Raw genomic sequence first — 26709 nt, 5'->3', positions numbered from 1 at the left:
ATGTTACCCGAATGGAGATCATAGGGTGAATAGTAATTCAACAAGTACATGCCATGGTTAATGTAGTTTATATGCACGCATAAGATAAGGGGAAGATTATACCATGAGATGGACACAACCGATTCGGATGTTTACCGCGATCTTCAGCTTGGCTGCGGTTCTAACCGCATGCGGCGGCGGGGCCAAGGAAGCTGCCAGCCAAGAGCCAGCTCAGGAGGCGAGCGCGGAATTAACAGCGGACAGTACTCAGACGTCCGGGGCTGATACAGCAGCAGAAGAGAGCGAGAGTAACGCTTCGGAACCAGCCTCGGCTGGAACGGAGTCTACTCTGAAAGAACTGCAGGAAGAATACGCGGACAAGCTTGGCTATATTCGTATTCCGCTGGACGATCACCCGGTTCGCCGGGTCAGTGAGGAAGGTTCCAAAAATATTAACGTTGCCAACTACAGCGATACGCTGGTGGATATGAATGCGGAGGTGCCGATTCATGCCAATACACAGCGTCTGATTGATGACGCGTTTCCTTTTTTTACAACCGTACAGGCACCTGACGTGACTTACATTACTTGGGATGAAGCTACAAACCTCGAACGGGCCATGGTCAAGACGCTGTTTATTGCTCGTGAAGGTCTGCTGATCACCGAAGATGCGATGAATACCAAGGATTACAATAGCCAATCGTTCCAGGATTCCATGGATTTCTTCAGAGTAACCGCCAAATTCGAATCCATGGCACCGGTTGCGCAGCATCCATATGATATCACGTTAGGCCAGCTCTACGACAAGGCCCGCAAATCATGGGGCGAGCTGGCAGCGATGGACCCCAAGCAGGATGAGGCATCGTTTGCTGAGAAGTACCAAACGGCGAGAACAGATGCCAATAATGCCATGGGGCTGCTTAACATTTTGCTGTCTACCAATGAGGAAGAGCGTATGGAGCAAACATACGGAAAGTAAAAGAGTGGCTTGTGGCTTGTCCTGTTCTGGACGTTCCCAAGCAATCTATCAACATAAAGAAAAGGTCCATCCGATTAGCGGATGGGCCTTTTTTGATCCTTTTTCTATATTCAAGGCAGATGAATAGTTTGAACATGATCGGTATGCATAATCAAGGTATTGCCCGCTGCCTCCACCAGTTCAAGCAAATTGTTGTCAGCAGCCTTCAGCAATCCAGCCCGATATGGCTTGTCACCAAGATTCAGGATGACAAGTTCACCAACCATTTTCTGAAGCTGTTGGTCCAGTGTGCGGGAAAGGGGCATGGATGCAGGCTGAATGGGAAAATGCTGCTGGCTTAAAGAATAGGGTGTGCTGTTTGTCGGAGAAGGAATGATATATTTCAGATGATTGATGGAGACGTAGACCGAATGATACAGCGGAGAGAAGAAAATGAAGTAGTCGTTCATAATGTTCGTAATATAACCATGCAGCGTACGTCTGCCTATCGAAATTTCACTGAATCTTCCACGGGCATTCATTAATATTTTGCGATACGATATATTGTTGTGATCCATCTCGGGATCAGGAGCAGGCACGCTCGAAGTGAAACTGGCATCGTCCCCTTTGGTCATGTGCATGGACTGAAGGTGATGAAGAGGCACATAGGTGAAGCGCTGGTCTCCGTAAACCACAATCAAGTCCTGACCCATATCGATAATTTCACCCTGAATTGGAATTTTACAGCCGGATAGTTCCAATTCAATGGATTTTCCAAGCCACATTGTTGGGAATTTCACAGTATACCTCCTCTCAATATAGAATAGACGTCCAAATATATAGGGAAAATAGGCTGACAATTAGACTAATTGGTATCACAATGAAGGTCACTTTCATATACTGTTTCCAAGAGACTCGAACATGGTGAGTCTTGAGAATATACATCCAGATCAGGGTTGCTAGCGTACCTATGGGTGTCAGTAAAGCGCCAATATCACTTCCCAGAATGTTGGCAAGGTAAGCCAGATGCAGCTGGGTATCACTTAACTGAAGATCAGTTACAGCAAATGTTCCGATCATTACAGAAGGCAAATTATTGAACAGATTGGATAATAGAGTCAGCATAAGACCCGATACAGCAATTAGACTGGCGTTACCATCTTCTACCAGAGGCTGCATCCATTGAACGATGGTAGCTGTCATTCCAGCCCGGTGAAGACTATCCACTATAATATAAATGCTGAAGGCGAAGAGCAGAATATGCCAAGGGGTTTGTGTGACTACATCCTTGAGTCCAGTCCGGGTGCGATACCAACGCACAGCCAGCATCAGAACAACACCGGTGATGGCCACAACCTCCATACGAATACCCCATTGCTCAGCGAGAAAGTATCCTGCACGAATGAATACAACAATCCCGATGCAGACACGGAACAACCACCAGTCTACGTTTTTTCCACTATCGGTTGGTTTTGTCTCCTGATCTCCTGTTTGCAGCGGATGATACGCGGAACCCGATGTGGATTGCATGGACATAGGGTAATGATGAATTATCTTGGGAATACTTTTGCGAAAATAATAGAATAGCAGTACAGTCATCACAATAATACCCAGCATCGAAGGCACAAACATCATCTGGGTATAGGTGTTCAGGTTTAATCCTACCATTTGCAGAGCGATCAGATTGGCGAGATTACTAAGTCCGATCGGCGCACTGGAAGCTGTAGCGATGAGCGCACCTGAGATCAGGTAAGGTAATTGCTGATGCACTTTCAGCCGAAGTATGGAACAGATCCGGAGAATGATCGGAGTTGTAATCAGTATACTGCCGTCGTTGTTGAAGAAGACTGTCATGAGAAAACAGAGTAGTAGAATCAGCCAGAATAATCGGAAGCCGGAGCCTCGAGCCTTTTCGATCATATTGATGGCAATCCAGCGGAAAAAACCGATGCTTTCGAGAATGATTGACATGACAATGGTAGAGAGAATGGTTACGGCTGCGCCGGAAACAATCCCGAAGATGCCAACGATATGAGCGAAGCTGCTCACACCAGTAATAACGAGAAGAAGGGCGCCGAGCGAGGTAGGAATGGATTCATTTAATCCGCCGGGCCGCCACATCAGGAAAATGACAGTGATGATAAATACCCCGAAGGTTAACCACAACTGGTAATCAGGCATTTACTGTGATTCACCTCCCAGGGGGAGAAGTCCTGGTGGAGATTGAATCGAATGTTCGTGGGTTGGAGCGGGCCTTCCAGGTACAACAAGCCAGTATAAAGGCACACCGATTAAGACAACGGCAACGAAGATCAACATGATTATTCCCCCCTTTAAACTGGTTGATAACTTAAGCTTTTACGTGAAGATTAAGATCTCTTTTTACCGCCGGATTTGTTGCCACCGGATTTATTACCGCCAGACTTGTTTCCTTTGGATTGGTTGCCTTGGTTACCGCGCGAACGGTTGCCTTGAGCTCCCTGGGAACGGTTACCGCCAGACTTGTTGCCCTTGGACTGATTGCCCTGGTTGCCGCGTGATTGATTGCCTTGAGCTCCTTGTTGGGCACCTTGGGAGCGATTACCACGGGACTGGTTGCCTTGGGCGGCCTGATTACCCTGTGATTGGTTGCCTTGAGCAGCTTGGTTGCCTTGGCTCGTGTTATTACCATTGTTGTTGCTGTTGTTAGAGTTATTGCTATTGCTATTATTGTTGTTACTACCGCGTACAATGGATACCGATTTCACATGCTGCAGGGGAATACGAACGATCTCCTGATTTTTCAAAGCCAAAATTAATTGGTTCTGATTGGCATCGGCCAGGATGCCTTCGACTTTTTCAGGACCGCCCCGGTTGATCTGAACACGACGGAAGCGGAGTGCTTGCATAACCCCAAGGAACGTGTTGGATGGGATAGGGTTCCCCATGGCTGCAGTTCTGTTTCCACCAGAACGGCCTGTGTCTGTTATGCTTTTGACATGAGTCTCATTAACATAGACGATGCCTTCCTTGCAGTTCATCGCCATGTAGTCCCAGCGTACGTCGATCAGTGTGCCCTGTACTGCATCAGGACCTCCCCGGTTTATCTTGATCTCTCTTCCCAACAAACCTCTCATGCCTTGACCGTTCATAGACATTGTGTTGTGCCCCTTCCGTGATATAAGTTCAGATGGACAAAAATGGCGGATGTTTTATTGATCCCTTCCATTCGTCATTCGTGTCTGTCTGTAGTTTAATCATATGTAACATGCTATTTAGGGGGACTAGCCGGACAACCATTTCCATACTATTTTGGCTATAATCTATGAGAAGATGATGATTTCATAGATTAATGGCACGAATATTCCGCATCCCGGAAAGTTGAAGTTGCAGGGTTATGAAGGTAACTGTGCATCTGCCCTTACGGCCTGCTGTGCTCCTGCATAGGATGGTGTAACAGCCTAAGGGCAATCTTACGGGTTTTCGAAAGGCGGATGGAAATGCCTCTACCTGTCTACCACATCACAGTGTCCGATAACGAATATCAACAGTTAACTTCGAATATATGGTCCGATACGTTTGTGAGCGGAATGATGCTGATGGACGGCAAACAGCTACCAATCCGAATTCGATACCGGGGAGGACACACACGCGGCTATGTCAAGAAATCATTTGAGATTCGTACGTCCAGCCGGACGTTCCATTTCAATGCCGAGTACGATGATCCTTCACTGCTGCGCAATGCACTCTCTTTCCGTTTCTTTGAATCCATTCGTGTTCCGGCTCCGTCGACCCAGCACTGCGTCCTGTATCTAAATGGAGAGCTAAAGGGTGTCTATTTGCGTATTGAGGGTGTAAAATCGTTCTTTTTCCGGCAACGAAAAATACCTGTTCGAAGCATCTTCTATGCGGTGAACGATCATGCCGGATTCGCGCTTGATTCGAGTTCTGATGATACGAACAGGGACTTATTGTCCGGCTACACGCTGATTCGTGGCAAGGATGAGGACCGAACGAGGCTCCGTAACTTTATCCAGCAGCTGAATACGAAGTCCAGGCTGGAACTGCTTCGCTTTTTGCAGGCCAGAATGGATACGGATAACTATTTGCGCTGGCTGAGTGGTGCCGTACTTACAGGCAATTTCGATGGATTCCATCAGAATTACACTTGGTATGAGAAGAGCAAGTCTCGGAAGTATGGCATTTTGCCGTGGGATTATGAGGGAACCTGGGGAAGAAACTGTTATGGTGCAAAAGTGAACCCCAATCTTGTTCGAATTCAGGGATATAACAAACTGACCGGTCGCCTGCTTGCCTTCCGCCTTTTTCGTCAGCAGTACAAGAGAATGATGCAGCAGCATCTGATGAACGTTTTCACCGAGAAACGGATTATGCCGGTGGTGTATCGATTGCATAGTCAGATTCGTGAAGCGGTGGAGCAAGATCCCTATATGAAGTGGCCCATGAATGTTTTCTATGGTGAGCCCGAGAAGATACGTACTTATGTGGCAGAGCGCCGGGAGTATCTGCAGAAGGAAATACATCGAATATAGATTGCACCATAAAGATAAGCAGATAACTTTGATCACTGCAGACAGGGGTCAGGGTTTTTCTGTTTTTTTGAACAGGGGTGTGATATGTTTTTAAGCATAAGACGGGGACGGGATAAGGGTGAGGTGCGTGCACAGGATATGGTGGGACAATTTTTGTAAACGCTTTAAATTCAGGACAAAACTAGTCTTGTTTTTGTCCGCGGCGACGGTGCTGATCTCGGGAATCACAGGGCTGGTCACGTATCGCATACATATTGCCCTATTCAACGAAGAAGTCAGTCGACAGTACAGCCTTACAGCAGAACAGGTTCTTGCACGGCTCGATTCGCGGGTCAACGACATGTACAAGGTCACGGATTACATCACACTGAATCCTTCCGTGAAAAATGCCATTAAGGCACAGGCTGCAGGCATCTCTTCCTATGATCAGATGAAGCTTGAGGATGAACTGGATGACCAGCTGTATCAGGTAAGGCTGGATGCACCGGAGATCATGGGACTTCGCATTTATGATCTGAAGGGAAATATATTTAATCTCGGCGCCTTTGCCGGCTCGTTTCAGCAGATGAATCCTTCCTATTTGGCCGAGATGGTTCATAAGCTGGAAGGGACGGGCGGTGAATATGTATGGAATCGTCTGGGTCCGGATGCCTTCCTTCAGGAAGAGCAGTCCAATTGGATTTTGGCTGGACGATTAATGCGCTCGGTTGATCTGGAAACGTATGGCGTGATGTTAATCCTGTTTAACACCTCGCTGTTCGAATCGTATCTCAAGGACCTGCGATTGAATGAGGAAGTTGCCGTGTATCTATATGATGCGGAAGGACAGCTCCTATATGCATTTCATAATCAGGATGCAGACCCGCCACCGCTTACACAGCTCAGCCTGGGGGCAACCGAGATCAGGGACGAGCAGGGAACCACCCACTTGTACACCAAACAAACCTCGGACAAGGCCCGCTTCACACTGGTGAGCAAGGTATCGCTCGCACAGATTCAGAACAAGGGGAAGCTCATCCTACAAGTCGCCGTGTTCTCTGCGGCCGCCAGCGTACTCTGCTCCTGGTTCATCATCACCATCATTAGCGGCAGATTGCTGCGTCCGCTGGCAAGCCTGGTCAATGCGATGAAACGAGTGCGCGATGGCCAGTTCGATACAAGGGTCCGAATTGAGACTAGGGATGAGCTGGGCTTCATCGGTGAACGGTTCAATGCGATGGCATCCCGGATCGATACGCTGATTCATGAAGTGTACGAGCGGGAACTCAGTGAAAAGGAAGCCGAGCTCAAAGCGATTCAAGCACAGTTGAATCCTCATTTTCTATATAACACATTAAGTATGTTTTTCTGGAAGTTCTATATGCTTGGTGACGAGAAATCCGCTCGCCTCGTTACGGCCTTGTCTGAAATGTTGCAATATACACTGGAACCCGTGCAGCGCTTAACGACTCTTCAGGATGAGATGACGCAAATCGATCATTATCTACAAATCCAACAGGCCCGGTATCAGGAAGCATTATCGATAGAGATTTCAATTCCTGCGGAATTGCTTCGCTGTCAGGTGATCCGATTGCTGCTCCAGCCTATTGTCGAGAATGTATTTGTTCATGCCTTCGCAGACAAGAGGGACAATCGCCGTTTGGAGATTCGTGGTTCACAGCAACTTGGGCATGAGACGGAACCGGACATGCTGCTTATTGAAATATCGGATAACGGCTGCGGCATGGATGCACCGGTCATTGAACGTATTATGGAGCCAGTTGCCCCTGCGGAGGAGGAGCGTCAGCATATCGGCATTCGAAGTGTACTCCGAAGAATTGAGCTGATTCACGGTGAGCCTTATGGAGTACAGATCGAGTCTGGTGTAGATGAAGGGACGCTTGTACGCCTTCGTTTACCTTATCAGATTGGAGAAGGAATCATGCCTGGGAATTCGGATGACAGAGAGGAGCAGGTGCGGTGAATGGACGTATGCTTGTGGTAGATGATGAAGCGTTATTCCGTCAGGGGCTGATTCATCTGGTTCGGAACAACCCTCTCGGATGGGAGGTTGTTGGGGAAGCTGCGGATGGAGAAGAAGCGATTCAAGCGGTGCACAGTTGTACGCCTGATCTGATCATTACGGATATCAACATGCCTGTAATGGATGGTCTGGACTTGGCTGAGCGCATACATGAGAGCGGGCGGGATATCATGATTATCATTTTGACTGGGTATCGTGAATTTGAATATGCACAGCGTGCTATCCGCTATGGGGCCATTGAATTTTTACTCAAGCCGTTTTCCCTCGATGAAGCGTGCAAGGTACTGCGCAAGGCACATGAACGGTATCGCCGGAAACAGTCGGACATCCGAATCAGGGAACAATACATTCAGGTGGACCGGTCCGAGAGATGGCGCGAAGAACTGGCTTCACTGCTGCTCCATCAGCAATTCGAGGAGATGGTCATTCGGGTGGAGGAGCTACTGGAGGAAGCTGCCAGATTGCCATTGCCACAATGCAAATCCGAGATCCATATGCTCATGAAAATCATGACGGATATGCTTGCACAGCAGCTTCAGCCGCAGGAGCCCGGTGGGATGGACGTTTTTGGTCCAGATCCGCTGCTGTGGATTCATACCGTGCCTGAAGTCATTGCATGGGCTCGCTCGAAGAGCGAAGAGTGGATGGATATGATGATGCGTCTGACTCGGGAACAGCAGGATCATGTGATCACACGTGTCATTCGATATATTGAGATGAATTACGCTGGAAGCTGCACGCTGCAGGCCGCTGCTGCCCATGTGCATGTGACGCCAAACTACTTGAGCCATTTGTTCAAAAAGGAGACCGGACAGGGCTTCAGCCAGTATGTCAATAAACGCCGGATCGAGAAGGCGAAACTGCTGCTGCACAGCACCCGGCAGAGCATGGCGGATATAGCAGAACAGACCGGCTTCGATAACTCCAGCTACTTCACAACCGTATTCAAACAGGCGACCGGATTGTCCCCTCGCGAATACCGCAAGCAGGCGGCTGGAGATCACAGCGAGTAGCATCTAGTCTTTATGAGTTTTACAGAAAAGAGCCAAAATGATTCTGTATGCACAGCCTCGTTTCCTAGGACAACCCCACCATGTGGGGTTATTTTGCGTAGAAATTTTAAAAAGGATCGTTAAATAACAAATGTTTACGCTTACATTTTTATCTAAAATAACAGCTATAGCACATCAGCAGCAGAGAGGAGTGATGAATATGAAGGGGGAGCTGGCCGCTGGGACGCCGTCCGGATTACAACCACCGGATAATGAAATGAAGCATCGAATCAGGCAGCAGCGGCTGAGACGGTTCAAGACCAATATTCCGTTAATCTTGATGTTTATTCCGGTCATCCTGTTTTACCTGACCTTTCGTTATGCACCGATCGGAGGACTGGTCATGGCCTTCAAGGACTATAACTTCTATGACGGGCTCTGGCATAGTCCATGGGTAGGCTTTCAGCATTTTCAGACACTGTTCAGCGATCCGCGCACGGTGGAGATTATCCGTAATACCTTGTTCCTCAGTTTGTTAAGCATCATCGTCGGATTTCCCATTCCGATTATCCTGGCCATTATGCTCAATGAAGTGCGAAACATGGCCTTCAAGCGGACGGTGCAGACCGTGGTCTACATGCCACACTTCTTCTCCTGGGTCATTATTGCGATGATGATCATGACGGTTTTCTCTTTGGAAAACGGGATCGTAAACCGCTGGGTCGAAGCATGGACAGGTGAACCATACCCGTTTATGTACAACAAGGGCTCGTGGATTGCAGTTTTCGTCGGATCGGGAATCTGGAAGGACATGGGCTTCAATGCCATCATTTTTCTGGCAGCGCTAACGACCATTGATCCGAGCCAGTACGAGGCTGCACAGATGGATGGGGCGAGCAAACTGCGACAGATCTGGCATGTGACTCTTCCGGGAATACGTTCAACGATTATCCTTCTGCTTATTCTGTCGATGGGGAGGGTGATGGAGGTCGGATTCGACCAGGTCTATATGCTCCAGAATTCCAATGTTAACGAGGTTGCTGATGTTATCAGTACGTATATTTACCGGACGGGTCTTCAGGGGGCACAGTTCAGCCTGACGACGGCGATGGGATTGTTCGAATCCCTGGTGGCCTTTATTCTCATCTTTTGTGCGAACTACATCGCACGCCGATTCAACGAAGGTTTGTGGTAGGGAGGGAGAACAGCATGAGAAAAACCAGAGGAGAAAAAGTCTTTTACCTGATCAATTATGTATTGTTATCATTGGTTGCCGTCAGCTGTATCCTGCCCCTTCTGAATATCATCGCTTTGTCGTTCAGTGATGCTAGAGCCGTCGTGTCCGGTAACGTGGGGTTATGGCCAGTTGATTTCACCTGGTTCTCCTATCACAGCCTGATTACGGGGACGCCGATTCTGAATGCGTTCTGGAACAGTGTGGAGATTACGTTAATTGGTACAGGGCTCAGCATGGCCGTGACGATTATGGCGGCTTATCCGCTGTCACGAAGGCATTTTTATCACCGCCGATTTTTTACGATGGCGATGGTGTTCACGATGATTTTTAATGGTGGACTCATTCCGACTTACCTGGTGGTGCAAAATCTGGGGCTGGTGAACAGCTACGGTGCACTCTGGCTGCCGGGACTGGTAAGCACATATAACATGCTGATCATGCGGTCCTATTTTGAAAATTTGCCCGGAGAAGTAGACGAGGCTGCCCGCATTGACGGTTGTGGTGAGCTGGGACTGTTGTTCCGAATCGTGCTGCCGCTGTCCAAACCTTTGCTGGCGACGATTGCCCTCTTTTACGGCGTGGGGTACTGGAATTCGTTCATGAGCGTAATGATCTACATCAACGATACGTCCAAATACAACATGACCGTGCTCGTCCAGAATATGATTATGTCCAATCTGAACGTACAGGATTTTACCGATCCTACGATGATTTCGAATCTGACGCCGGAAGGTATCCGGGCAGCAGCCGTGATCGTGATGGTTATTCCCATTTTGGCGGTATATCCGTTCTTGCAGAAGTACTTTGTCAAAGGGGTTATGCTTGGTTCGATCAAAGGGTAAGACAGGCAAGCAGGAAGTCGGTCATATTGCGTGGGTGTCATATTACAGGAGAGAAAGAGGGTCTTATCTATGGCGTTAACGATGAAGGCATGGGTGAAGTCGGGTCTCGTTCTGGGCTTGATCGGCGGAATACTGGCGGGCTGCACAGGGGGAGGCGGCAGTGACCAAGCGGAAGGCGAAGACAGCAGAGGAAATATCACGTCAACCATCTACGATCGGGGGGCGGTCCCGAGCGGTATGGGTACGATTGAAGATAATATGTGGTCCAAGTGGATTAACGAGAATGGTCCGGTGAATGTCAAATATACGGCAGTTCCCCGCTGGGAATCCCAATCCAAGCTGAACGTATTATTTGCTTCAGGCAGTGCACCGGATGTCATTTTCGAATTCGGTACGCCCATCCGAAATACCCTGTTTAACCAGAAACAGCTCATGCCGCTGGATGACTTAATCGAGAACTCCAGCGTAGAATACAAAGCATTGATGGAGAAATATCCTCAGCTGAAGAAGGCCGGTATCAAAAGCGATGGCAAATTGTACGAAGTCGGGCGCATGAACGAGGTGTTTCCGCTAACGAGCTTTTTCATCCGGGAAGACTGGCTGGAGAAGCTGAATCTGGAGGTACCGACAAACGAGGAAGAGATGCTGGCCGTAGCCAAAGCCTTCACGGAAAATGACCCCGATGGAAACGGAGCAAATGATACATATGGCATCGGCGGGTTTCAATTTGGGGATACAGCGGGTCTGTTTCGCTATATGTTTAACGCCAATTGGGTCAATGTTGAGAATGGAGAGATCGTTGTTGGTCCCAACCACATGAAGGAAGCGACTGCTTTTAAACGAGCCTTGTTTGAAGCAGGCGTGGTGGATAAGGATTTTCTAACCGATAAGGACGGCGCCAAAGCGAAACAGGATTTCCTGAATGGCAAAATCGGCATGTATGCTGCCATGACTTCGGATTATACGGGCTTTGCGGCGAAAGAACTGGATACGCTGATGCAAAATGTCCCGGAGGCCAAACTAAAAGTCATCGCCCTGCCGACGACTTCGGTCGGACAGTACACGATGGTATGGAACAACCCGGTGCAGATGACGGCGGTTGTGAATGCACGCGCCAAAAATCCGGAAGCGGTCATGCAGTATATTGATTTTTTAACCAAAACAGAGACAGGACGAACCTTCAAAAATGGATTTGAAGGCACGCATTACACCCTGAACGATCAAGGTTGTCCGCGCATCTCCGATCAGGAAAAATACAAACAGGAGATCAGCTGGGCCGGGGACTATGCCATGATGTACAGCCGCCTGGAGGAAGGTAAATGCGGGTATACCGAAATGCTGTTCAGCGAGGAGATTCCGTCCCAGAAGGAAGGGCTGCGACTCTTCAAGGAAGCGCGGGAGGTATATATGACGGATCTTCCGGTGGGAGAGGGCGTGACCCACTCAGAACATATGCCGCAGCTGCCGAAGGAGCTTCAAGTGAAGCTAACCAATGTAACGACAGCCATCAACGACATCTTCACACGGTCTATCATCGGAGGCAGCAAATATACGGTTGAACAAGCCGCGGCAGAAGCCCAGCAGAAGTGGGAGCAAGGCGGCGGACCGGAGATCGAAACGTGGTACAAAGACTGGTGGAGCAAAGAAAAGGATAATGTCCTGATCTGGGACGATTTCTATGAAATCTATGAACAGCAGCAGGCTGATTTTAAGAAGGCAAAGTGACTTGGCGGTTTAAAAGCTGTGTGGAAATAGTTGTCATAGATAGAAAAATTAAGGATGTTGTCCTCAAAAGCTCTAAAAAACATATCGGTTGGGAGCAGTAACACAGATATATTCAAACGGGACGAAGCAGAGGTCTATTCTGTTTCGTCTCGTTTGCGTTTTTCCGTGATCGTGGCTTTCTTGAGTAGATTGTGGGCAAGGCCAAGCCACCTAAGATTTCGACATAACTAATATCACAGCTATGTTAAGTTGTCTAGGTCTGTTTGTTAAAATTTATTGACAATTTGGATTTGATGTTGTTTCATATGATTAAACTATGTTGAATGACCTTAGTTAGGAGATCAATGGAATGGAACTGGGAAGTAAAATCCGAAAGCTTCGAAAGGAACAAAACCGGAGTCAAGATGACATCGCAAAGGTTTGTGGATTTACCAAAAGCTTGCTGTCCAAAATCGAAAACGGGAAGACAGTTCCTCCCATCGGTACGCTGATCAAGATTGCCGAAACGCTTGGAACCAAAATTTCCATTTTGCTGGACGATAACGATTTTAACGGAACGGTGTACACGCCAAAAGCCAGGAGCATGGAAAAAATGGTCCAGACGGATCGAGGGTATCTGTTTTCCGCCATAGCGGCCGAACGGCCGGAAAAACTGATGCAGCCGTTTTACTTTGTTGCACAGAAAGGCAAAACGGGTAAAAGAACGATTTCCCATGTCGGGCAGGAATTTATCTTTGTCCTCGAAGGCACAATGATTTATTACGTAGGGAAGGAAGAGTACACTTTAAATGCCGGTGACAGCTTGTATTTCGATTCGGTGGAAAACCATAAATACATGCTGGTGACCGATGAAGTCAAGTATTTGTCGGTATTCTGCTCCGACACGAATGGTTAGGAGAGGGGATGAAATATGTTAAACATTTTGGTTGTGGATGACGAACCGAAGCACAGAAGAGGACTGTCCCGAATGCTGAAGGCTCTGAAACCGGAGTATAACATTTTTCATGCCAGAGATGGGGAGGAGGCTTTGCAAAATTTGAATGCTCATCCGATGGATCTGGTGTTCACGGACATTCAGATGCCGGTTATGGACGGCATCGAATTAATGGAACAATTGACCCGCCGCGGAGGAAATGAAAGCGTTGTCATACTAAGTGCTTATTCGGATTTTGTTTATGCCCAGCGTGCGCTCCAGTTAGGCGCCAGCGATTATTTGCTAAAGCCGGTGGAAGAACAGAACATCCTGCCGCTGCTTGCAAAAGCGGAGCGTAAAGCCAGCACTGCGCGTCTTGCATGCATAGAATCCGCACTTTCCGAACTGTTGGAAGGATGCCCATCCAATCAAGATTATCGATTATTGGAGAGCGCATTCCCGGAACTCAAGCAAGGGATCGTTCTGACCGCTGTTTTTGGCATGGCGAAGGACCATCAATTTCTGCTCAGCAGCCTCCAAGACCAGCTGCTCAAGATGATGGAGAAATCCGGATTCTCCTGCGCTTTTTGCATGAAGGAACAAATGCTCACCGCCTTGATTATGAACTCCGAGTCTTCCTCCATAGTGACTGCCGGCTTTGAAGACAAGATGCAAGAGGTCATTCAACACTTCCTGCGGGCATACGGGGCGGAATTAACGTTTGGCCTTGGACGTTATTTTGCCGAATGGCAAGAAGCCAGGCAAGCTTACCAGCAGGCGTGCCATGCGCTCAAAGCCAGATTTTATAAAGGCGGAGGGGCGCTGTATGGAGCCGAGCAGATGAATAATGGAGACCGGCCTGCCGTCGTGAAGCTTGAAGTAAACGAGCTGACCCGAGCGGTCCTGTCTGGAAACAAGCCGGAAATTGAAGCCTGTCTGGATTCGGCTGTTTGCCAGGATTCCGGGAACGGCTTTCCCGAGCCGGAAAAATTGAAATACGTTCTCGCCGCCTCGATCGATCAAGTCATCTCCCTTTTAATGGAAAAAGGGCTTGTGCCCTTACATAGCACTGCCTATGAGGAAGCTTTGCTTCACTGTCATACCGTTGATGAACTAAAAAAGGCGGCCCGGGAGTGGATCTTCGAGCTGACGGATCGTCTGGATCAACGGCGGCAGTGCAAAGCGGAGTCCATTATCGACAGCTGCAAAGCCTATATTGATACGCACTATGGCGATGGCGATTTGTCATTGAGCACGCTGGCAACGAAATTTCATTTTAATCCCTCGTATTTTTGCATGTTGTTCAAAACACATTCCCACATGACCGTCCATCAGTACATCGCCCATACCAGAATGAAGGCAGCTGCTGGCCTGCTGCTGCAGACCTCCCAGAAGGTTTACCAAATTGCCGAGAGCGTAGGATATAAGGACGCAAAGTACTTCATTCGTCTGTTTCGCAAGGAGTTTGGCACAAGCCCCGAAGAATATCGCCATTTATCCGCTACTCTCTAAAAGGAAGGGATGTCATTTGAGAGGACGTTGTCTATTGCCGCGTTTTAAGGATCTCAGCTACAGGTTCAAGCTTTTCCTGACCTATGCACTCATCGTTTCGCTCCCCCTCAGCATCCTGAGCTGGATGTATTTTCATTCAAGCCGGGAATTTGTCTCCGAATTTGCCAGGAAAAATCTGTATTCCATCGTAAAGCAAAATAATGAAATCATGGACGCCGAGCTCGCGCAGGTGGAAGAAAGCAGCCTGGCCATCATCGCGGATCAAACGTTGTATGAGCAGTATCTGCATGCAAACCCTGCAGATGAATACAGTATGATCTCGATGGAGAAAAAGGTTAGCCGGACGTTAAACACGTATTTTACGGACTTGGGGCAGATATATTCCATACATCTCATTACTAGTTATTCCAATATTGGCCCAACGGGCGCCTCCGCATTTATTCCGTATAGTAACTTCAACCAAACAGCATTGTACCGGGCTGCTTTACAGGGGGAAGGGGCAATGGAGTGGGTGCCGACCTTCTCGTTTGATCAGATGTTTAAGCAGGATATCCGCCGCTCCAAGCCTCCCGAATATGTTCGCCTGCTGGCGGGTGCCCGCTTGCTGAAGCTGTTCAATATCAATAACGGCGAAGTCGTCGAACTGCAGGGCAAGGCCGAGCTTCCCGTGCTGGCCGTTGTTTATCGGCCGGAAATCTATCATTCCCGCTTCGCCGACACGCTCCCTTCCGCCGGAGCTTCTTTTTTTGTGGTCAGCCCGGACGGACAGCCTGTGGCGGGCACGTCTATGGAGCATGAAATGGCAGGCATCGATCTCGCTTGGCTGGATGAAATGACGGAGATGAAAAGTGGCACCTTGACGGTGATGCAGGATGGAAAGCCGCTCATCGTTTGTTTTGATACGTCTAGGGTGACGGGATGGATCTCGGGTGTCACCATCTCGCCCGAAGCGATGGTGGCTGCTTTTTTGCCAGAGATCAAATCTTATACCTTCTATTTGGCCATTATTCTCCTGTTTATTTCGCTCCTGCTCGCGTATGTTTTTGCCAATTCCATTACCAGGCCCATTCATCAGCTACTCCAGGCAATCAAAAAAACGAGCGAAGGTGAATTCGACACGCGAATACCCGTGGAATCCTACAACGAAATGGGGCTTTTAATCCACAAATTTAATCAAATGAATGTCAAAATCAACAATTTGATTGAAGAGAATTACAAAGTCAAGCTGCGGGAAAAAGAAACAAAGATCATGTCGCTGAACATTCAATTGAATCCCCACTTTATGTACAACACGCTGAATATCATGAATTGGACGGCGCTTGAAAACGACCAAAAAGAGTTGAGCCGCATGATTGTCAGCTTGTCCTCCATGTTGCAGTACACCTCCGAGAACAGCCAGGACATCGGCGATTTGGTCCAGGACCTGAACTGGCTGAAACATTATATTTACATTACCAATCAGCGTTTCGAAGATCGGTTTACCGTCAACTTTTGTCTTGCCCCTGAACTGTATGCATACCAAGTTCCGAAGCTGTTCCTGCAGCCGTTTATCGAAAACGCGATCGTTCACGCATTTTCCCGTTTGCACAGCGGGGGAAGGATCACCATCCGGGGATGGATGGCCGACGGTGAGCGTTTTTTTACGGTGGAGGATAACGGCACGGGGATCGCTCCAGACAAATTAGAAGAGCTTGCAAAGCTTGAAGGAGAGTCGATCGGTATCCGGAATGTGGACAAAAGAATCAAACTCATCTATGGAGACAGCTATGGCGTCACGCTGACTTCAGTTGAAGGACAGGGCACAACGGTAACTATCAACCTTCCTGTATCAAACGTGTGAAAATACTCCACCAATACAAATATGTTGGAATTTTATTCGGAACGGCTTTTTTTTACAATAAATATACAAACCATCAGCCAATGAATGGAGGTTTCGTAGATGAACAAAGCCAAACGTGTCGCAGGAGTGGTTTTATCGTCTGTTCTGACGATCAGCTTGTTGCTGTCGGGATGCTCGGACAGTGGAGGTCCCGAAGCCCAAGGTGGCAAGAACGGCCAAAAGGAGCCGGTCACGCTTAAATTTTCCTTCTGGGGAGACACCATTGAAAAGAAAACGGTTACAGAAGCGCTTGAGCGCTTTGAGCAGGAAACCGGCATCCAGGTAGAGCCGATGCATGTTCCAGCGGATTATTTGACCAAAATGACAACAATGGTCGCAGGGAACGTTGCGCCGGATCTCGGTTATTTGTCATCGGGGGCCGCTCTGAGCTGGGGACGTGACGGGAAACTGCTGAACCTCACACCGTTTATGGAGAACGACCCTGATTTTAAAAAGGAGGATTATCTGGACCAGATATGGTATGAAATCGAACCAGGCAACATCATCGGGATGAGTACCGCCGTCGAAGGTTATGGTCTTATGTACAATAAGGATTTGCTGCTGGAAGCTGGGGTCGAGCTGCCTCCAACGGATGCGAACAAAGCATGGGATTGGGACACGTTTGTGGAGTACGCCAAAAAATTAACGCTGGACGATCAAGGAAGAAATGCGTTGGATCCGAATTTTAACCCGGATAAAATCAGACAGTTTGGCCTTCAATATGATCCGTATAACATGATGGCGGCGGTAGTCTCCAATGGTGGCAACTTCCTGACCGAAGACGGCAAAGGCTTCGGGCTTGCCCAGCCGGAAGCGATCGAAGCGATTCAAAAGCTTGCAGATCTGATGTATGTGCATCATGTTTCCCCTACTCCGCTGCAGACCAAAAACATGCCTGACACGGCGCTTCAGACCAAAAAAGTCGCCATGACGGTATCCGGCAACTGGGCGCTTCAAGCCTTTGCGGAACAGGATTTTAATCTTGGCGTCGGGGTCCTGCCAAAGCTGAAGGAAAGCAACACGCTGCTGGACGGGGCGCCAACAGTCATTTTCAAATCAACCAAACATCCTGAAGAAGCTTGGCTGCTGTACAAATATATGACGGACCCTGAATCGGTGCTGCCGCTGATCGAGGGCGGATTATGGATGCCGCTGAAGAAAGAGTGGTACACGAATCCCGAGTTGATCAACAAATGGGCAGCAGGGAACAAAGCGCATCCGGAAGGCTACACGGAAGCCTTTATGAAACAAACCATTGAAAACGGATTCCGCACTCCCGGCTTTGAAGTGAAGAATCTGGACAAGATCAACGCGCTCGTCACGCCCGCACTCGATTTGGTGTGGACGGGCAAACAAAAAGCGGAAGAGGCACTAAAAGGCGTGGAGCCCAAAGTACTGCCGCTTATTGAGGGATATTACGGAAGGTGATCCTTTTCCGGGGGCAGCAGCAAACCGCGTTCTGTTCATGACTCGAAGGATATTCATTGAAGATAGGGGGGATTCATATTCAACATAAACGCCGAATCGCAATGGCGGGCATTCTGTTTGCCCTACCCAGCATTTTGGGACTGATGTTGTTTGTCATGCTGCCGATGCTTGCCAGTTTGCTGCTCAGCTTTACGGATTACCGGATTGTCAACACGCCTAAATTTATCGGACTCGCCAATTATATTCGGCTCTTTGACGGAACGGACCCCTATTTCTACAACTCGTTATGGGTCACCTTGAAATACGTGATTCTCCGTGTTCCGCTGGGCCTTGTGTTCTCTTTTATGGCTGCGTTTTTGCTGAACATGCAATTCATTCGCGGCAAATCCGTCTTTCGCACGATCTTTTACTTGCCGTCTATTGTGCCTGCTGTCGCCTCTTCCATGATCTGGCTCTGGTTGTTCAGTCCCGATCTGGGATTGTTCAACAGCGTTCTTGAAGCGTTGAATCTGCCCACGCTCAACTGGCTGTATTCCGAACAAACGGTGGTGCCTTCGATTGTGCTGATGAGTCTTTGGGGAATGGGTAGCACGATCATCATCTTCCTAGCAGGCTTGCAAGGGGTGCCACGATCCTTGTATGAGGCGGCTACTGTGGATGGTGCCGGTGCCCTCCGGAAATTCCAGCATATTACGATTCCGATGATGACGCCAATTATCTTCTTTAATTTGATCATGGGGTCAATCGGAGCCTTTCAGGTGTTTACTGAGGCGCTGATTATGACGCAGGGAGGTCCCAATAACGCCAGCCTGTTTTATAACTACTATATTTACCGGCAGGCCTTTCAGTTTGGCGAAATGGGGCAAGCCTCCGCCATTGCGTGGATTCTGTTTATCATCATCCTTTTGGTTACGGTTATATTCTTCCGCACATCGAAGTCCTGGGTATTCTATGAAAGCGAGGTGTAGCTCCCTGTGAAGAAAAGCCGCCGTATTCAGCAAATTATCGTGTATTTGTTCCTCATTGGGGGAGCTGCCTTCTGTTTACTCCCGCTGTTTTGGCTGGTACGCAGTTCGATGATGAATTCGTTGCAAATTTTTGAGATGCCTCCGAAGTGGATTCCTTCGCCGTTTCGGCTGCAAAACTATGTGGAGGCACTGACCACCATCGACTTTTTTCAGTTTTTCCGCAACACCTTGTTCATTACCGTCAGCTGTCTGTTTGGAGCACTCTTTAGCAGCTCGATTGGAGCCTACAGCTACGCCAGACTGGAATGGCCGGGAAGGCGGCTCTTCTTCGGCTTGCTGCTGGCCAGCATGATGCTTCCCAGCGCCGTCACCTTGATTCCCACTTTTATCGGCTGGAGGTTTGCCGATCTGATCAATACGTATTTTCCGCTGATTTTGCCGGTGTGGTTGGGCTCTGCCTTCGATATCTTTTTGCTCCGGCAGTTTTATTCCACGATACCGAAAGACATGGATGAAGCCGCATATGTGGATGGGGCAGGCCCGTGGACCATTTTCACCCGGATCATCATTCCTTTGTCTAAACCGCCACTCATCGTGATTGGATTGTTTTCCTTTATGAATTCCTGGAACGACTTCATGGGACCGCTGGTGTACTTGAATGAGGAGAGAAAGTTCACGCTAGCATTAGGCCTGCAGATGTTCCAGTCGCTTCACAGTGCGCAGTGGCACCTTCTGATGGCGGCCTCGACCGTGGTCATTTTACCGGTCATCGTGGTTTTTTTCATAGGCCAGCGTTATTTTATCGAAGGGATTACGTTGACCGGAATGAAAGGGTAACTCGGGCGTGGGCATACCCATAATTCAACATTATTGAATATAATTCAATTCAGTTTTGTAACATGCTGTAAAGGCAGCAATTTCGGCTTTGTCACAATACGGAGGGAGCGTAAAAAAATATGGAAGCTCAGCGACTCAGCAAGGTAAGGGAAGTGATCGAGCAGCAGGAAATAGATGCACTGTTGATTTCCAGTCCGTTTAACCGGAGATATGTTACCGGCTTTACGGGAACTGCCGGTTGGGCTGTAATTACTCAGGATCAAGCGTGGCTAGTGACCGATTTTCGTTATGTCAGCCAAGCGGGGCAGCAAGCCAAGGAATTTGAAGTGGTGCAGCATGGGGGCCAGCCGCTTGAGCTGATCCGCGAAAAACTGAGCGCCGCCGGCGTCAAGAAAATGGGATTTGAAAAACATCATGTTCCCTTTGCCGACTATGAAACGTACGAGCGCACGTTTGCCGGCATCGAACTAACGCCAATTGGGGACGTCATCGAAAAGCTGCGAGGCATTAAGGATGAGGGGGAGCAGCACTGTATTCGGAAAGCAATCGAAATTACGGAAAAGGCCTTTGCGTTTATTCTGGGTGTAATGAAGCCTGGCGTTACCGAAAGGGAGGTGGCGGCGGAGCTGGAATATTTCATGCGCAAAAACGGCGCGGTGTCGTCGGCGTATCCGATCATCGTCGCTTCCGGCGCGCGCTCGGCACTTCCGCACGGATTAGCCAGTGACAAGCCACTCGGAATGGATGAATTCGTGACCATGGATTTTGGCGCGAATTACGAAGGATACTGTTCCGATTTGACGCGCACGGTTTTTATCGGCAAACCGACCGAACGCCATCGGGAGATTTACCGGATTGTGCTGGAAGCGAACCAATCCGTCCTGGAGGGGCTGAAACCGGGAATGACCGGGAAGGAGGGTGACTCGTTGGCCAGGGAATATATTTCCGGCCGCGGGTATGGGGATTATTTCGGTCATGGTCTCGGCCACGCCTTCGGTTTGGAGATTCACGAGCCCATGCGGTTTTCCCAACAAACGGAGGATAAGCTGGAACCCGGCATGATTATGACGGTTGAACCCGGCATTTACCTGCCTGATTTTGGGGGCGTCCGCATCGAAGACAACATTCTGGTTACCGATACGGGCATCGAAGTGCTGACAACATCGAATAAAGAACTGATTGTGCTGTAAGAGGGGAGGCAAGGGATCGATTCATGAATGCTGAATCTGCGGAGGTTGTTGTTATCGGCGGCGGGATTATCGGCATGTCCATCGCTTATTATGCGGCGAGGCAAGGTATGGATGTGGTTGTGGTGGAGCGGGGAGAACTCGCCGGAGGGACCTCTTCCAAATGCGACGGCAATATTCTTGCGATTGACAAGGATCCCGGCTTTGACAGCCAGATGTCCTTAAAATCGCAGGAACTGGTGGCGGAATGGGCCCGGGAGCTCGATGAGGAATTTGAGTATCGCGCCCCCGGAAGCATCCTTGTCTGCGAGACGGAAGAGGAGATGCTTGCCGCCGAAAGCTGGGTTTTACGCCAGAGGGAGGCCGGCCTTCCCTTCCGCATGCTCGACCAAAAAGATCTGCGCAGCGAATGGCCAGCGCTGGCCGAAGATCTGCTCGGCGGCTTAGAGTGCGCAACGGATTCCACGGTAAATCCGGTGCTGCTCACCTATTCGCTGGCATCCGCCGCTCGCCGGTATGGAGCCAGGCTGCGGGTTCATACATCCGTTACGGCGATTATGCTTGATGCTCAGCGGAGAATCCGCGGGGTAGAGACCACCGGCGGCACGATTCATGCACAGACCGTCATCAATGCTGCCGGGGTGTGGTCGAAGCATATTGGACAAATGGTCGGGCTGGATATTCCGATCGAACCCCGCAAAGGGCACATTCTGGTCGCTTCCCGCTGGGAAAGCATCGGGAAGCGAAAGGTGATGGAATTTGGTTACCTGATCAGCAAGTTTGGCGGAAAGCGGAGCGTTGACCCGAAATTTGAACAATACGGGATCGCGCTTGTATTCGAACCGACCGCATCGCAAAATTTTCTGATTGGATCGAGCCGCCAATTTGTAGGGATGGACGCTCGCGTGGACCAGGAGGTCATCCGGCTTATGGCCGAAAGGGCAATTCGCTTTTTCCCTGCCCTGGAACAGATTCCGCTGCTTCGAACCTACGCGGGATTACGTCCCTGGACACCGGATCATCTGCCGATTGTATCTGCCGTTGATGAAATTCCCGGGTTCTACATCGCGGCCGGACACGAAGGTGATGGCATCAGCCTGGCTGCCGTTACGGGAAAAGTCATTAGCGAAATGCTGAACGGAGCGGAGACCTGTATTCCGGTTGATCCGCTGCGTTATGACCGTTTCCGCCACGAGGCGGGCCGACAGGAGGTAATCTTTTGAGAATATCCAAGCTGGTGAGCACAATCGACACCCACACGGGGGGGAACCCCACCCGGACCGTGACAAGCGGAGCACCCGAGCTGATCGGCCGTACAATGACCGAGAAGATGGTGTACATGTCCGAACATTACGACCATTTCCGCCGGGCTCTAATGCTGGAACCGCGGGGGCATGAAGTGATGTCAGGCTGCATTTTGACTCCGCCGTGCAACAAAAGTGCAGACATCGGGGTTGTCTTTATCGAAAGCGGTGGATATTTGCCGATGTGCGGACACGACACGATCGGCCTATGCACGGCACTGATCGAGGGAGGAATTTACCCCGGGAACAAAGACGTTATCCATTTGGATACGCCAGCAGGAATGGTTAAAGCAAAGCTTACAGTGGAGGACGGGAAGGTAAAGAAGGTTTCGTTCACAAACATCGCTTCTTTTTTATACCAATCGGATGTACGGGTTCGCGTTGAGGGTATTGGCGTCATTTCCGTTGATATTGCGTATGGCGGCAATTTTTACGGGCTTGTGGACGCGCGCCCGCTTCATCTGCCACTCGTTCCCGGACGGGGTTCGGAGATCGTGGAGCTGGCGATCAAGATCCGGGAGGCGATCAATCGCGAAATCGAGGTGGTACATCCCGAAATTCCCGTCATTCGCGGACTCACTCATATTGAGTTTTACAGTGACCCGGTCTCGCCGTCCGCCAACTGTCGGAATACGGTTGTCGTACCCCCTGGCGGCATTGACCGCTCTCCATGCGGCACGGGAACTTCTGCGAAAGTTGCCGTGCTTCACGCCAAGGGGGAGCTGCAAAAAGGGGAGGAGTTCGTGCATGAGAGCATCGTAGGCTCCTTGTTCCAGGCAAAAGTATTGGAAGAAACGACCGTGGGCGGTTTGGCGGCAGTCATTCCCGAAATATCCGGTTCAGCGTGGATTACGGGCTTTCATCAGTTTGTTTATCAGGAGCAGGATCCGTTGAGTCAGGGATTTTTCCTGCTCTAATGAATTTTACCGGAGGGCGGCATTATGGAAACAACGAAGTGGTATGCGGCGCTCGATACGCATTCCTGCGGTCAGCCGCTGCGGATCATCACCGGGGGGGTGCCTCAGATCAATGGCTCCTCTCAGCATGCGAAGTCTTTATTTTTCAAACGGCATTTCGATTCCGTCAGGAAGCTGCTGCTGGCTGAACCGCGAGGGCATCGTGAGATGACGGGAGCGATTGTAACGGCATCGACAACGCCAGAAGCGAGCTTTGGATTGTTATTTCTGAACCAGGAAGGCCTTTCGGCCATCAGCGGCCACGGAATCATCGCCACCGTTGCGGCATGGGCGTCGACGGGACAGCTATCTGCTTCGGACGCTGCCAACGGCGTTCTGATCGATTGCCCGGCCGGAACGGTCAAGGCCTTTGCCGATTTCGACGGGCATGAAGTCCGGTCAGTTTCTTTTTTGAATGTCCCAAGCTTCATTTATGCCGAGCAGCTTGCGGTGAAGGTTCAAGGCATGGAGATAAGGGTCGATGTCGCTTTTGGCGGTGAGTTTTATGCTGTGGTCGATATGTCAGCTTTGGGAGACGGAGATGTGTTCAACCTTCCAAAGCTGCGTGAATGGGGCAGGGTGATCCGCGAGGAGATCGAACGGCGGCTTGAGGTGAAGCATCCGCACCTGGACTGGATATCCGGAATTCACGGCGTCTTTTTTTATCAAAGGGGAGATGCATCGTGCGATGACCGAACCCCCCACCGGCTCGCATATCGCTGCACGGCTGCATTTGCCGGAGAGCAGCTTGACCGGTCGCCAGGAGGGGCTGGCACCTGCGCTCACATGGCATTCCTGCATTCCTGCGGTTCGCTGAAGCCAGGGCAGCAGATCGTTTATGAAGGGATCACTGGCGCGCGAATCGTGGGAAGCATCGAAGGGGAAAAGGACATTCACGGGTATAGAGCCGTCATTCCTCGGCTCACCGGAACCGCTCACATCCTGGGATTCATGAATTTCTTGCTCGATCCGTCAGATTCGCTGCCGGAAGGTTTTGTTCTGTACTGAATCGAGGCTGATATTGAAATGGATAACGCTGAAGGGAGAAATGTCAATATGGCAACATTTGAAGGAGTTTATGTCGCGCTTGTCACACCGTTTACAGCGGATTACGAGGTCGATTACAAACGTCTGGCGGAGCTTTGCGATGACCTTATCTCACAAGGCGTGAACGGCTTGATCCCGGCTGGATCATTAGGCGAATATGCGACATTAACGCGGGAGGAGCGGGCCAAGGTTGTGGAGACGGTCATCGAAGCCGCGGCAGGCCGAGTGCCTGTAGTCGTCGGTTCCGCGGCGCCATCCACCAAGCAAGTGGCAGATTGGGTACGGCATGCCAAGGACGCGGGAGCTGCCGGCGTAATGGCACTGCCACCAATCAATTACAAGCCACTTGAGTCTGAGGTCATCGCTCATTATGAAGCGGTGAATGAGGTGGGTTTGCCGATCATCGTTTACAACAACCCGCATGATTACAAAGTTGATTTGACTCCCCAGCTGCTTTCCAGGCTTTCCGAGCTTGAACATGTCGTGGCCGTGAAGGAATTCTCCGGGGACATCCGCCGCGTGCACGATATTTTGGCCCATACGGATCTGGAAGTGATGATCGGCGTTGACGATTTGGCTATGGAAGGTGCGCTGTGCGGGGCAACGGGCTGGATTTCAGGCGTGCCAAATGCTCTTCCTAAGGAAGGAGTGGAGTTATTCAATCTGGCGAGACAAGGCAAAGTTCGGGAGGCGACTGTTCTATATCGCCATCTTCTCCCTTTGTTCCACTTTGATGCCAGTCCGCAGCTTGTCCAATCGATCAAATATATGATGGAACTGGCCGGATTCCCGGTAGGACCGACGCGTCCGCCTCGCCTGCCACTCCCGGCAGCCGACTATATCGCCATTAAAGAAGCATTTGAGTTTGCCGTGAAGCGCGAAATAAGCCAGCCATGAAGCCTTAACCAATAAAGCTGAATTATGAGTCCTGCAAAAGGAGGAACACAAATGAAAAACAGCCGCAACTGGATCGGGGGAGAATGGATAGAGCCGACAGCGGGAGAGTGCGCCGTAATCAACCCATCCAACACCAAGGAGCAGGTGGGGGTGCTGCATTTATCGGATTCATCACAAGTCATTCAGGCGGAGCAGGCGGCGCGTGAAGCTTACGGCTCCTGGTCTGGCTTGAGCGGCTCTGTCAGAGCCGGTCATTTGGAACGGATGGCGGATTTGCTTCAGTCAAAATCGGATGACGTCGCTAACCTCGCAAGTATGGAGATGGGGAAGCCGATTGCGGAAATGCGCGGGGAAGTAAGCCGGGGAGTGAACCTGCTGCGTTATTACGCCGCCGAGGGACTCCGGGCGAACGGGGCGGTCATCCCTTCCAGCGAGCAGAATGTGCTGCAGTTCACCAGGAAGGTTTCTCTCGGCGTGGCGGGCATCATTACGCCATGGAATTTCCCCGTTGCCATTCCGATCTGGAAAATAGCACCCGCGCTGATTTGCGGAAACACAGTGGTATGGAAACCGGCGGAGCTTGCATCGCTGACCGCGACCAGGCTGGCGGAACTGTTTGAAGAAGCTGGGCTTCCGCCAGGTGTCATCAATCTGGTTATCGGCAAGGGCAGCCAGATCGGTAAAGCGATGCTTGAGCAAACTCCTTTGGACGCCGTAAGTTTTACCGGCTCCACGTCCACAGGCCTTGGCATTGCCCAAATTTGCGCCAAGCGCAATATCAAATATCAGACCGAAATGGGCGGCAAAAATGCTGCGATCGTATTAAACGACGCCGATCTTGAAACGGCTGTGTCGCTCATTGTCAGCGGTGCGTTTCGGTCGGCGGGGCAAAAATGTACGGCAACAAGCCGGATTATCGTTGAGTCGGGAATCTATGATTCGTTCATCAAGAAATTGTCGTATGCCTTGTCCAATATCAAGCTGGCTCCGGCGCTTGACAGCGAGGCTTATCTTGGTCCCGTGGCTTCCGCAAGCCAGTACGAAACCGTGATGTCTTATATGCATATGGCGAGCGAACAAGCGGATATTCTGGCGCAAGGTCCGCCGCTCTCCGGAGATCAGGATGGTTATTATATCCGGCCGATCGTAGCCGCTGGCGTAGGCGCAGGACACCCCCTGATCCAGGAGGAAATATTCGGACCCGTCGCCACGGTGCTGGAAGCAGCCGACTTTGACGAAGCGGTGGCTTTGTGCAATCAATCGATTTACGGTCTGAGCGCTTCGCTGTTTACTCAAAATTTATCGCATGCCCACCGGTTCCTGGACGAGGCCCGGGCCGGAATGGTCCGTGTTAATCAGGAAACCGCGGGTGTTGAGTATCAGGCGCCTTTTGGCGGTATGAAGCTGTCAAGCTCCCATACGCGCGAGCAGGGCCAGGCTGCACTGGACTTCTTTACCGAGCTTAAGACGTGCGCCATTTCTTATCGATAGGA

Annotated in this window: 23 protein-coding genes; 19 read left to right on the top strand and 4 right to left on the bottom strand. The window is 50.1% G+C overall.

Annotated elements, in window-relative coordinates; translation table 11 throughout:
- Nucleotides 1-103 precede the first annotated feature (103 nt).
- On the top strand, nucleotides 104-958 hold the full coding sequence (locus ABGV42_RS16475; RefSeq protein ID WP_347382602.1) for a hypothetical protein: 855 nt from the start codon (nucleotides 104-106) through the stop codon (nucleotides 956-958).
- A gap of 110 nt (nucleotides 959-1068) precedes the next feature.
- On the opposite strand, the gene ABGV42_RS16470 is transcribed toward ABGV42_RS16475, so the two are convergent.
- The 4 genes from ABGV42_RS16470 to ABGV42_RS16455 are packed head-to-tail and all read right to left on the bottom strand — an operon-like array spanning nucleotide 1069 to nucleotide 4074.
- Nucleotides 1069-1737, bottom strand: coding sequence for a DUF2642 domain-containing protein (locus tag ABGV42_RS16470; protein ID WP_347382601.1), 669 nt, complete (start codon nucleotides 1735-1737; stop codon nucleotides 1069-1071).
- A gap of 13 nt (nucleotides 1738-1750) precedes the next feature.
- On the bottom strand, nucleotides 1751-3118 hold the full coding sequence (locus ABGV42_RS16465; RefSeq protein ID WP_347382600.1) for an arsenic transporter: 1368 nt from the start codon (nucleotides 3116-3118) through the stop codon (nucleotides 1751-1753).
- Nucleotides 3119-3256, bottom strand: coding sequence for a hypothetical protein (locus tag ABGV42_RS16460; protein WP_347382599.1), 138 nt, complete (start codon nucleotides 3254-3256; stop codon nucleotides 3119-3121).
- Between the two features lie 50 nt (nucleotides 3257-3306).
- Complete coding sequence (locus ABGV42_RS16455) at nucleotides 3307-4074, bottom strand: hypothetical protein (protein WP_347382598.1); 768 nt, start codon at nucleotides 4072-4074, stop codon at nucleotides 3307-3309.
- A 342-nt stretch (nucleotides 4075-4416) separates the two neighbouring features.
- Here ABGV42_RS16455 and ABGV42_RS16450 point away from each other — a divergent pair, with 342 nt between their 5' ends.
- The 18 genes from ABGV42_RS16450 to ABGV42_RS16365 all read left to right on the top strand — a co-directional run bounded on the left by ABGV42_RS16450 (nucleotide 4417) and on the right by ABGV42_RS16365 (nucleotide 26707).
- Entirely contained in the window at nucleotides 4417-5469 is a 1053-nt protein-coding gene (locus tag ABGV42_RS16450) for a CotH kinase family protein (protein WP_347382597.1), read from the top strand.
- 187 nt (nucleotides 5470-5656) lie between these two features.
- Complete coding sequence (locus tag ABGV42_RS16445) at nucleotides 5657-7432, top strand: cache domain-containing sensor histidine kinase (protein WP_347382596.1); 1776 nt, start codon at nucleotides 5657-5659, stop codon at nucleotides 7430-7432.
- Nucleotides 7429-8505, top strand: a complete 1077-nt coding sequence (locus ABGV42_RS16440; RefSeq protein ID WP_347382595.1) for a response regulator transcription factor — start codon at nucleotides 7429-7431, stop codon at nucleotides 8503-8505. Before ABGV42_RS16445 ends, ABGV42_RS16440 begins: the two co-directional genes overlap by 4 nt.
- A 256-nt stretch (nucleotides 8506-8761) precedes the next feature.
- Nucleotides 8762-9679 (top strand): ABC transporter permease, encoded by a 918-nt coding sequence (locus ABGV42_RS16435; RefSeq protein ID WP_347383273.1) that lies wholly within the window; start codon nucleotides 8762-8764, stop codon nucleotides 9677-9679.
- 14 nt (nucleotides 9680-9693) lie between these two features.
- The gene (locus ABGV42_RS16430) at nucleotides 9694-10563 is read left to right on the top strand and encodes a carbohydrate ABC transporter permease (protein WP_095361125.1); all 870 of its coding nucleotides are present in this window, start codon (nucleotides 9694-9696) and stop codon (nucleotides 10561-10563) included.
- 69 nt (nucleotides 10564-10632) lie between these two features.
- A complete protein-coding gene (locus tag ABGV42_RS16425; protein ID WP_347382594.1) occupies nucleotides 10633-12288 on the top strand; it encodes an extracellular solute-binding protein in 1656 nt (551 codons plus the stop codon).
- Nucleotides 12289-12637: 349 nt separating this feature from the next.
- A complete protein-coding gene (locus ABGV42_RS16420; RefSeq protein ID WP_347382593.1) occupies nucleotides 12638-13183 on the top strand; it encodes a helix-turn-helix domain-containing protein in 546 nt (181 codons plus the stop codon).
- Nucleotides 13184-13198: 15 nt separating this feature from the next.
- The gene (locus ABGV42_RS16415) at nucleotides 13199-14713 is read left to right on the top strand and encodes a response regulator (protein WP_347382592.1); all 1515 of its coding nucleotides are present in this window, start codon (nucleotides 13199-13201) and stop codon (nucleotides 14711-14713) included.
- A gap of 34 nt (nucleotides 14714-14747) precedes the next feature.
- Nucleotides 14748-16553 carry a cache domain-containing sensor histidine kinase gene (locus tag ABGV42_RS16410; protein WP_347382591.1) on the top strand — a complete coding sequence of 602 codons (1806 nt, stop codon included), beginning with the start codon at nucleotides 14748-14750 and terminating at the stop codon, nucleotides 16551-16553.
- A 99-nt stretch (nucleotides 16554-16652) separates the two neighbouring features.
- Nucleotides 16653-18020 (top strand): ABC transporter substrate-binding protein, encoded by a 1368-nt coding sequence (locus tag ABGV42_RS16405; protein WP_347382590.1) that lies wholly within the window; start codon nucleotides 16653-16655, stop codon nucleotides 18018-18020.
- A gap of 164 nt (nucleotides 18021-18184) precedes the next feature.
- The gene (locus ABGV42_RS16400) at nucleotides 18185-18988 is read left to right on the top strand and encodes a carbohydrate ABC transporter permease (RefSeq protein ID WP_431523655.1); all 804 of its coding nucleotides are present in this window, start codon (nucleotides 18185-18187) and stop codon (nucleotides 18986-18988) included.
- Nucleotides 18989-18994: 6 nt separating this feature from the next.
- On the top strand, nucleotides 18995-19825 hold the full coding sequence (locus ABGV42_RS16395; RefSeq protein ID WP_192263905.1) for a carbohydrate ABC transporter permease: 831 nt from the start codon (nucleotides 18995-18997) through the stop codon (nucleotides 19823-19825).
- A gap of 119 nt (nucleotides 19826-19944) precedes the next feature.
- Nucleotides 19945-21015, top strand: coding sequence for a M24 family metallopeptidase (locus ABGV42_RS16390; protein WP_347382589.1), 1071 nt, complete (start codon nucleotides 19945-19947; stop codon nucleotides 21013-21015).
- Nucleotides 21016-21038: 23 nt separating this feature from the next.
- Complete coding sequence (locus ABGV42_RS16385; RefSeq protein WP_347382588.1) at nucleotides 21039-22235, top strand: NAD(P)/FAD-dependent oxidoreductase; 1197 nt, start codon at nucleotides 21039-21041, stop codon at nucleotides 22233-22235.
- Nucleotides 22232-23233, top strand: coding sequence for a proline racemase family protein (locus ABGV42_RS16380; protein ID WP_347382587.1), 1002 nt, complete (start codon nucleotides 22232-22234; stop codon nucleotides 23231-23233). Before ABGV42_RS16385 ends, ABGV42_RS16380 begins: the two co-directional genes overlap by 4 nt.
- Before the next feature lie 24 nt (nucleotides 23234-23257).
- Nucleotides 23258-24280, top strand: coding sequence for a proline racemase family protein (locus tag ABGV42_RS16375; protein WP_347382586.1), 1023 nt, complete (start codon nucleotides 23258-23260; stop codon nucleotides 24278-24280).
- A 48-nt stretch (nucleotides 24281-24328) separates the two neighbouring features.
- Nucleotides 24329-25216 (top strand): dihydrodipicolinate synthase family protein, encoded by an 888-nt coding sequence (locus tag ABGV42_RS16370; RefSeq protein WP_347382585.1) that lies wholly within the window; start codon nucleotides 24329-24331, stop codon nucleotides 25214-25216.
- Nucleotides 25217-25267: 51 nt separating this feature from the next.
- Nucleotides 25268-26707 (top strand): aldehyde dehydrogenase family protein, encoded by a 1440-nt coding sequence (locus ABGV42_RS16365; RefSeq protein WP_347382584.1) that lies wholly within the window; start codon nucleotides 25268-25270, stop codon nucleotides 26705-26707.
- Nucleotides 26708-26709 lie beyond the last annotated feature (2 nt).

It is taken from the genome of Paenibacillus pabuli, assembly GCF_039831995.1.
Lineage (GTDB): Bacteria > Bacillota > Bacilli > Paenibacillales > Paenibacillaceae > Paenibacillus > Paenibacillus pabuli_C.
This window is presented reverse-complemented; position numbering and strand designations above follow the sequence as displayed.

Excerpts from the sequence above, each read along its gene's own strand:
- ABGV42_RS16475 (WP_347382602.1), top strand. The coding sequence starts at position 104 with ATGAGATGGACACAACCGATTCGGATGTTTACCGCGATCTTCAGCTTG.
- ABGV42_RS16465 (WP_347382600.1), bottom strand. The coding sequence starts at position 3,118 with ATGCCTGATTACCAGTTGTGGTTAACCTTCGGGGTATTTATCATCACT.
- ABGV42_RS16460 (WP_347382599.1), bottom strand. The coding sequence starts at position 3,256 with ATGTTGATCTTCGTTGCCGTTGTCTTAATCGGTGTGCCTTTATACTGG.
- ABGV42_RS16455 (WP_347382598.1), bottom strand. The coding sequence starts at position 4,074 with ATGTCTATGAACGGTCAAGGCATGAGAGGTTTGTTGGGAAGAGAGATC.
- ABGV42_RS16450 (WP_347382597.1), top strand. The coding sequence starts at position 4,417 with ATGCCTCTACCTGTCTACCACATCACAGTGTCCGATAACGAATATCAA.
- ABGV42_RS16435 (WP_347383273.1), top strand. The coding sequence starts at position 8,762 with ATGAAGCATCGAATCAGGCAGCAGCGGCTGAGACGGTTCAAGACCAAT.
- ABGV42_RS16430 (WP_095361125.1), top strand. The coding sequence starts at position 9,694 with ATGAGAAAAACCAGAGGAGAAAAAGTCTTTTACCTGATCAATTATGTA.
- ABGV42_RS16425 (WP_347382594.1), top strand. The coding sequence starts at position 10,633 with ATGGCGTTAACGATGAAGGCATGGGTGAAGTCGGGTCTCGTTCTGGGC.
- ABGV42_RS16420 (WP_347382593.1), top strand. The coding sequence starts at position 12,638 with ATGGAACTGGGAAGTAAAATCCGAAAGCTTCGAAAGGAACAAAACCGG.
- ABGV42_RS16415 (WP_347382592.1), top strand. The coding sequence starts at position 13,199 with ATGTTAAACATTTTGGTTGTGGATGACGAACCGAAGCACAGAAGAGGA.
- ABGV42_RS16405 (WP_347382590.1), top strand. The coding sequence starts at position 16,653 with ATGAACAAAGCCAAACGTGTCGCAGGAGTGGTTTTATCGTCTGTTCTG.
- ABGV42_RS16400 (WP_431523655.1), top strand. The coding sequence starts at position 18,185 with ATGCTTGCCAGTTTGCTGCTCAGCTTTACGGATTACCGGATTGTCAAC.
- ABGV42_RS16390 (WP_347382589.1), top strand. The coding sequence starts at position 19,945 with ATGGAAGCTCAGCGACTCAGCAAGGTAAGGGAAGTGATCGAGCAGCAG.
- ABGV42_RS16385 (WP_347382588.1), top strand. The coding sequence starts at position 21,039 with ATGAATGCTGAATCTGCGGAGGTTGTTGTTATCGGCGGCGGGATTATC.
- ABGV42_RS16375 (WP_347382586.1), top strand. The coding sequence starts at position 23,258 with ATGGAAACAACGAAGTGGTATGCGGCGCTCGATACGCATTCCTGCGGT.
- ABGV42_RS16370 (WP_347382585.1), top strand. The coding sequence starts at position 24,329 with ATGGCAACATTTGAAGGAGTTTATGTCGCGCTTGTCACACCGTTTACA.
- ABGV42_RS16365 (WP_347382584.1), top strand. The coding sequence starts at position 25,268 with ATGAAAAACAGCCGCAACTGGATCGGGGGAGAATGGATAGAGCCGACA.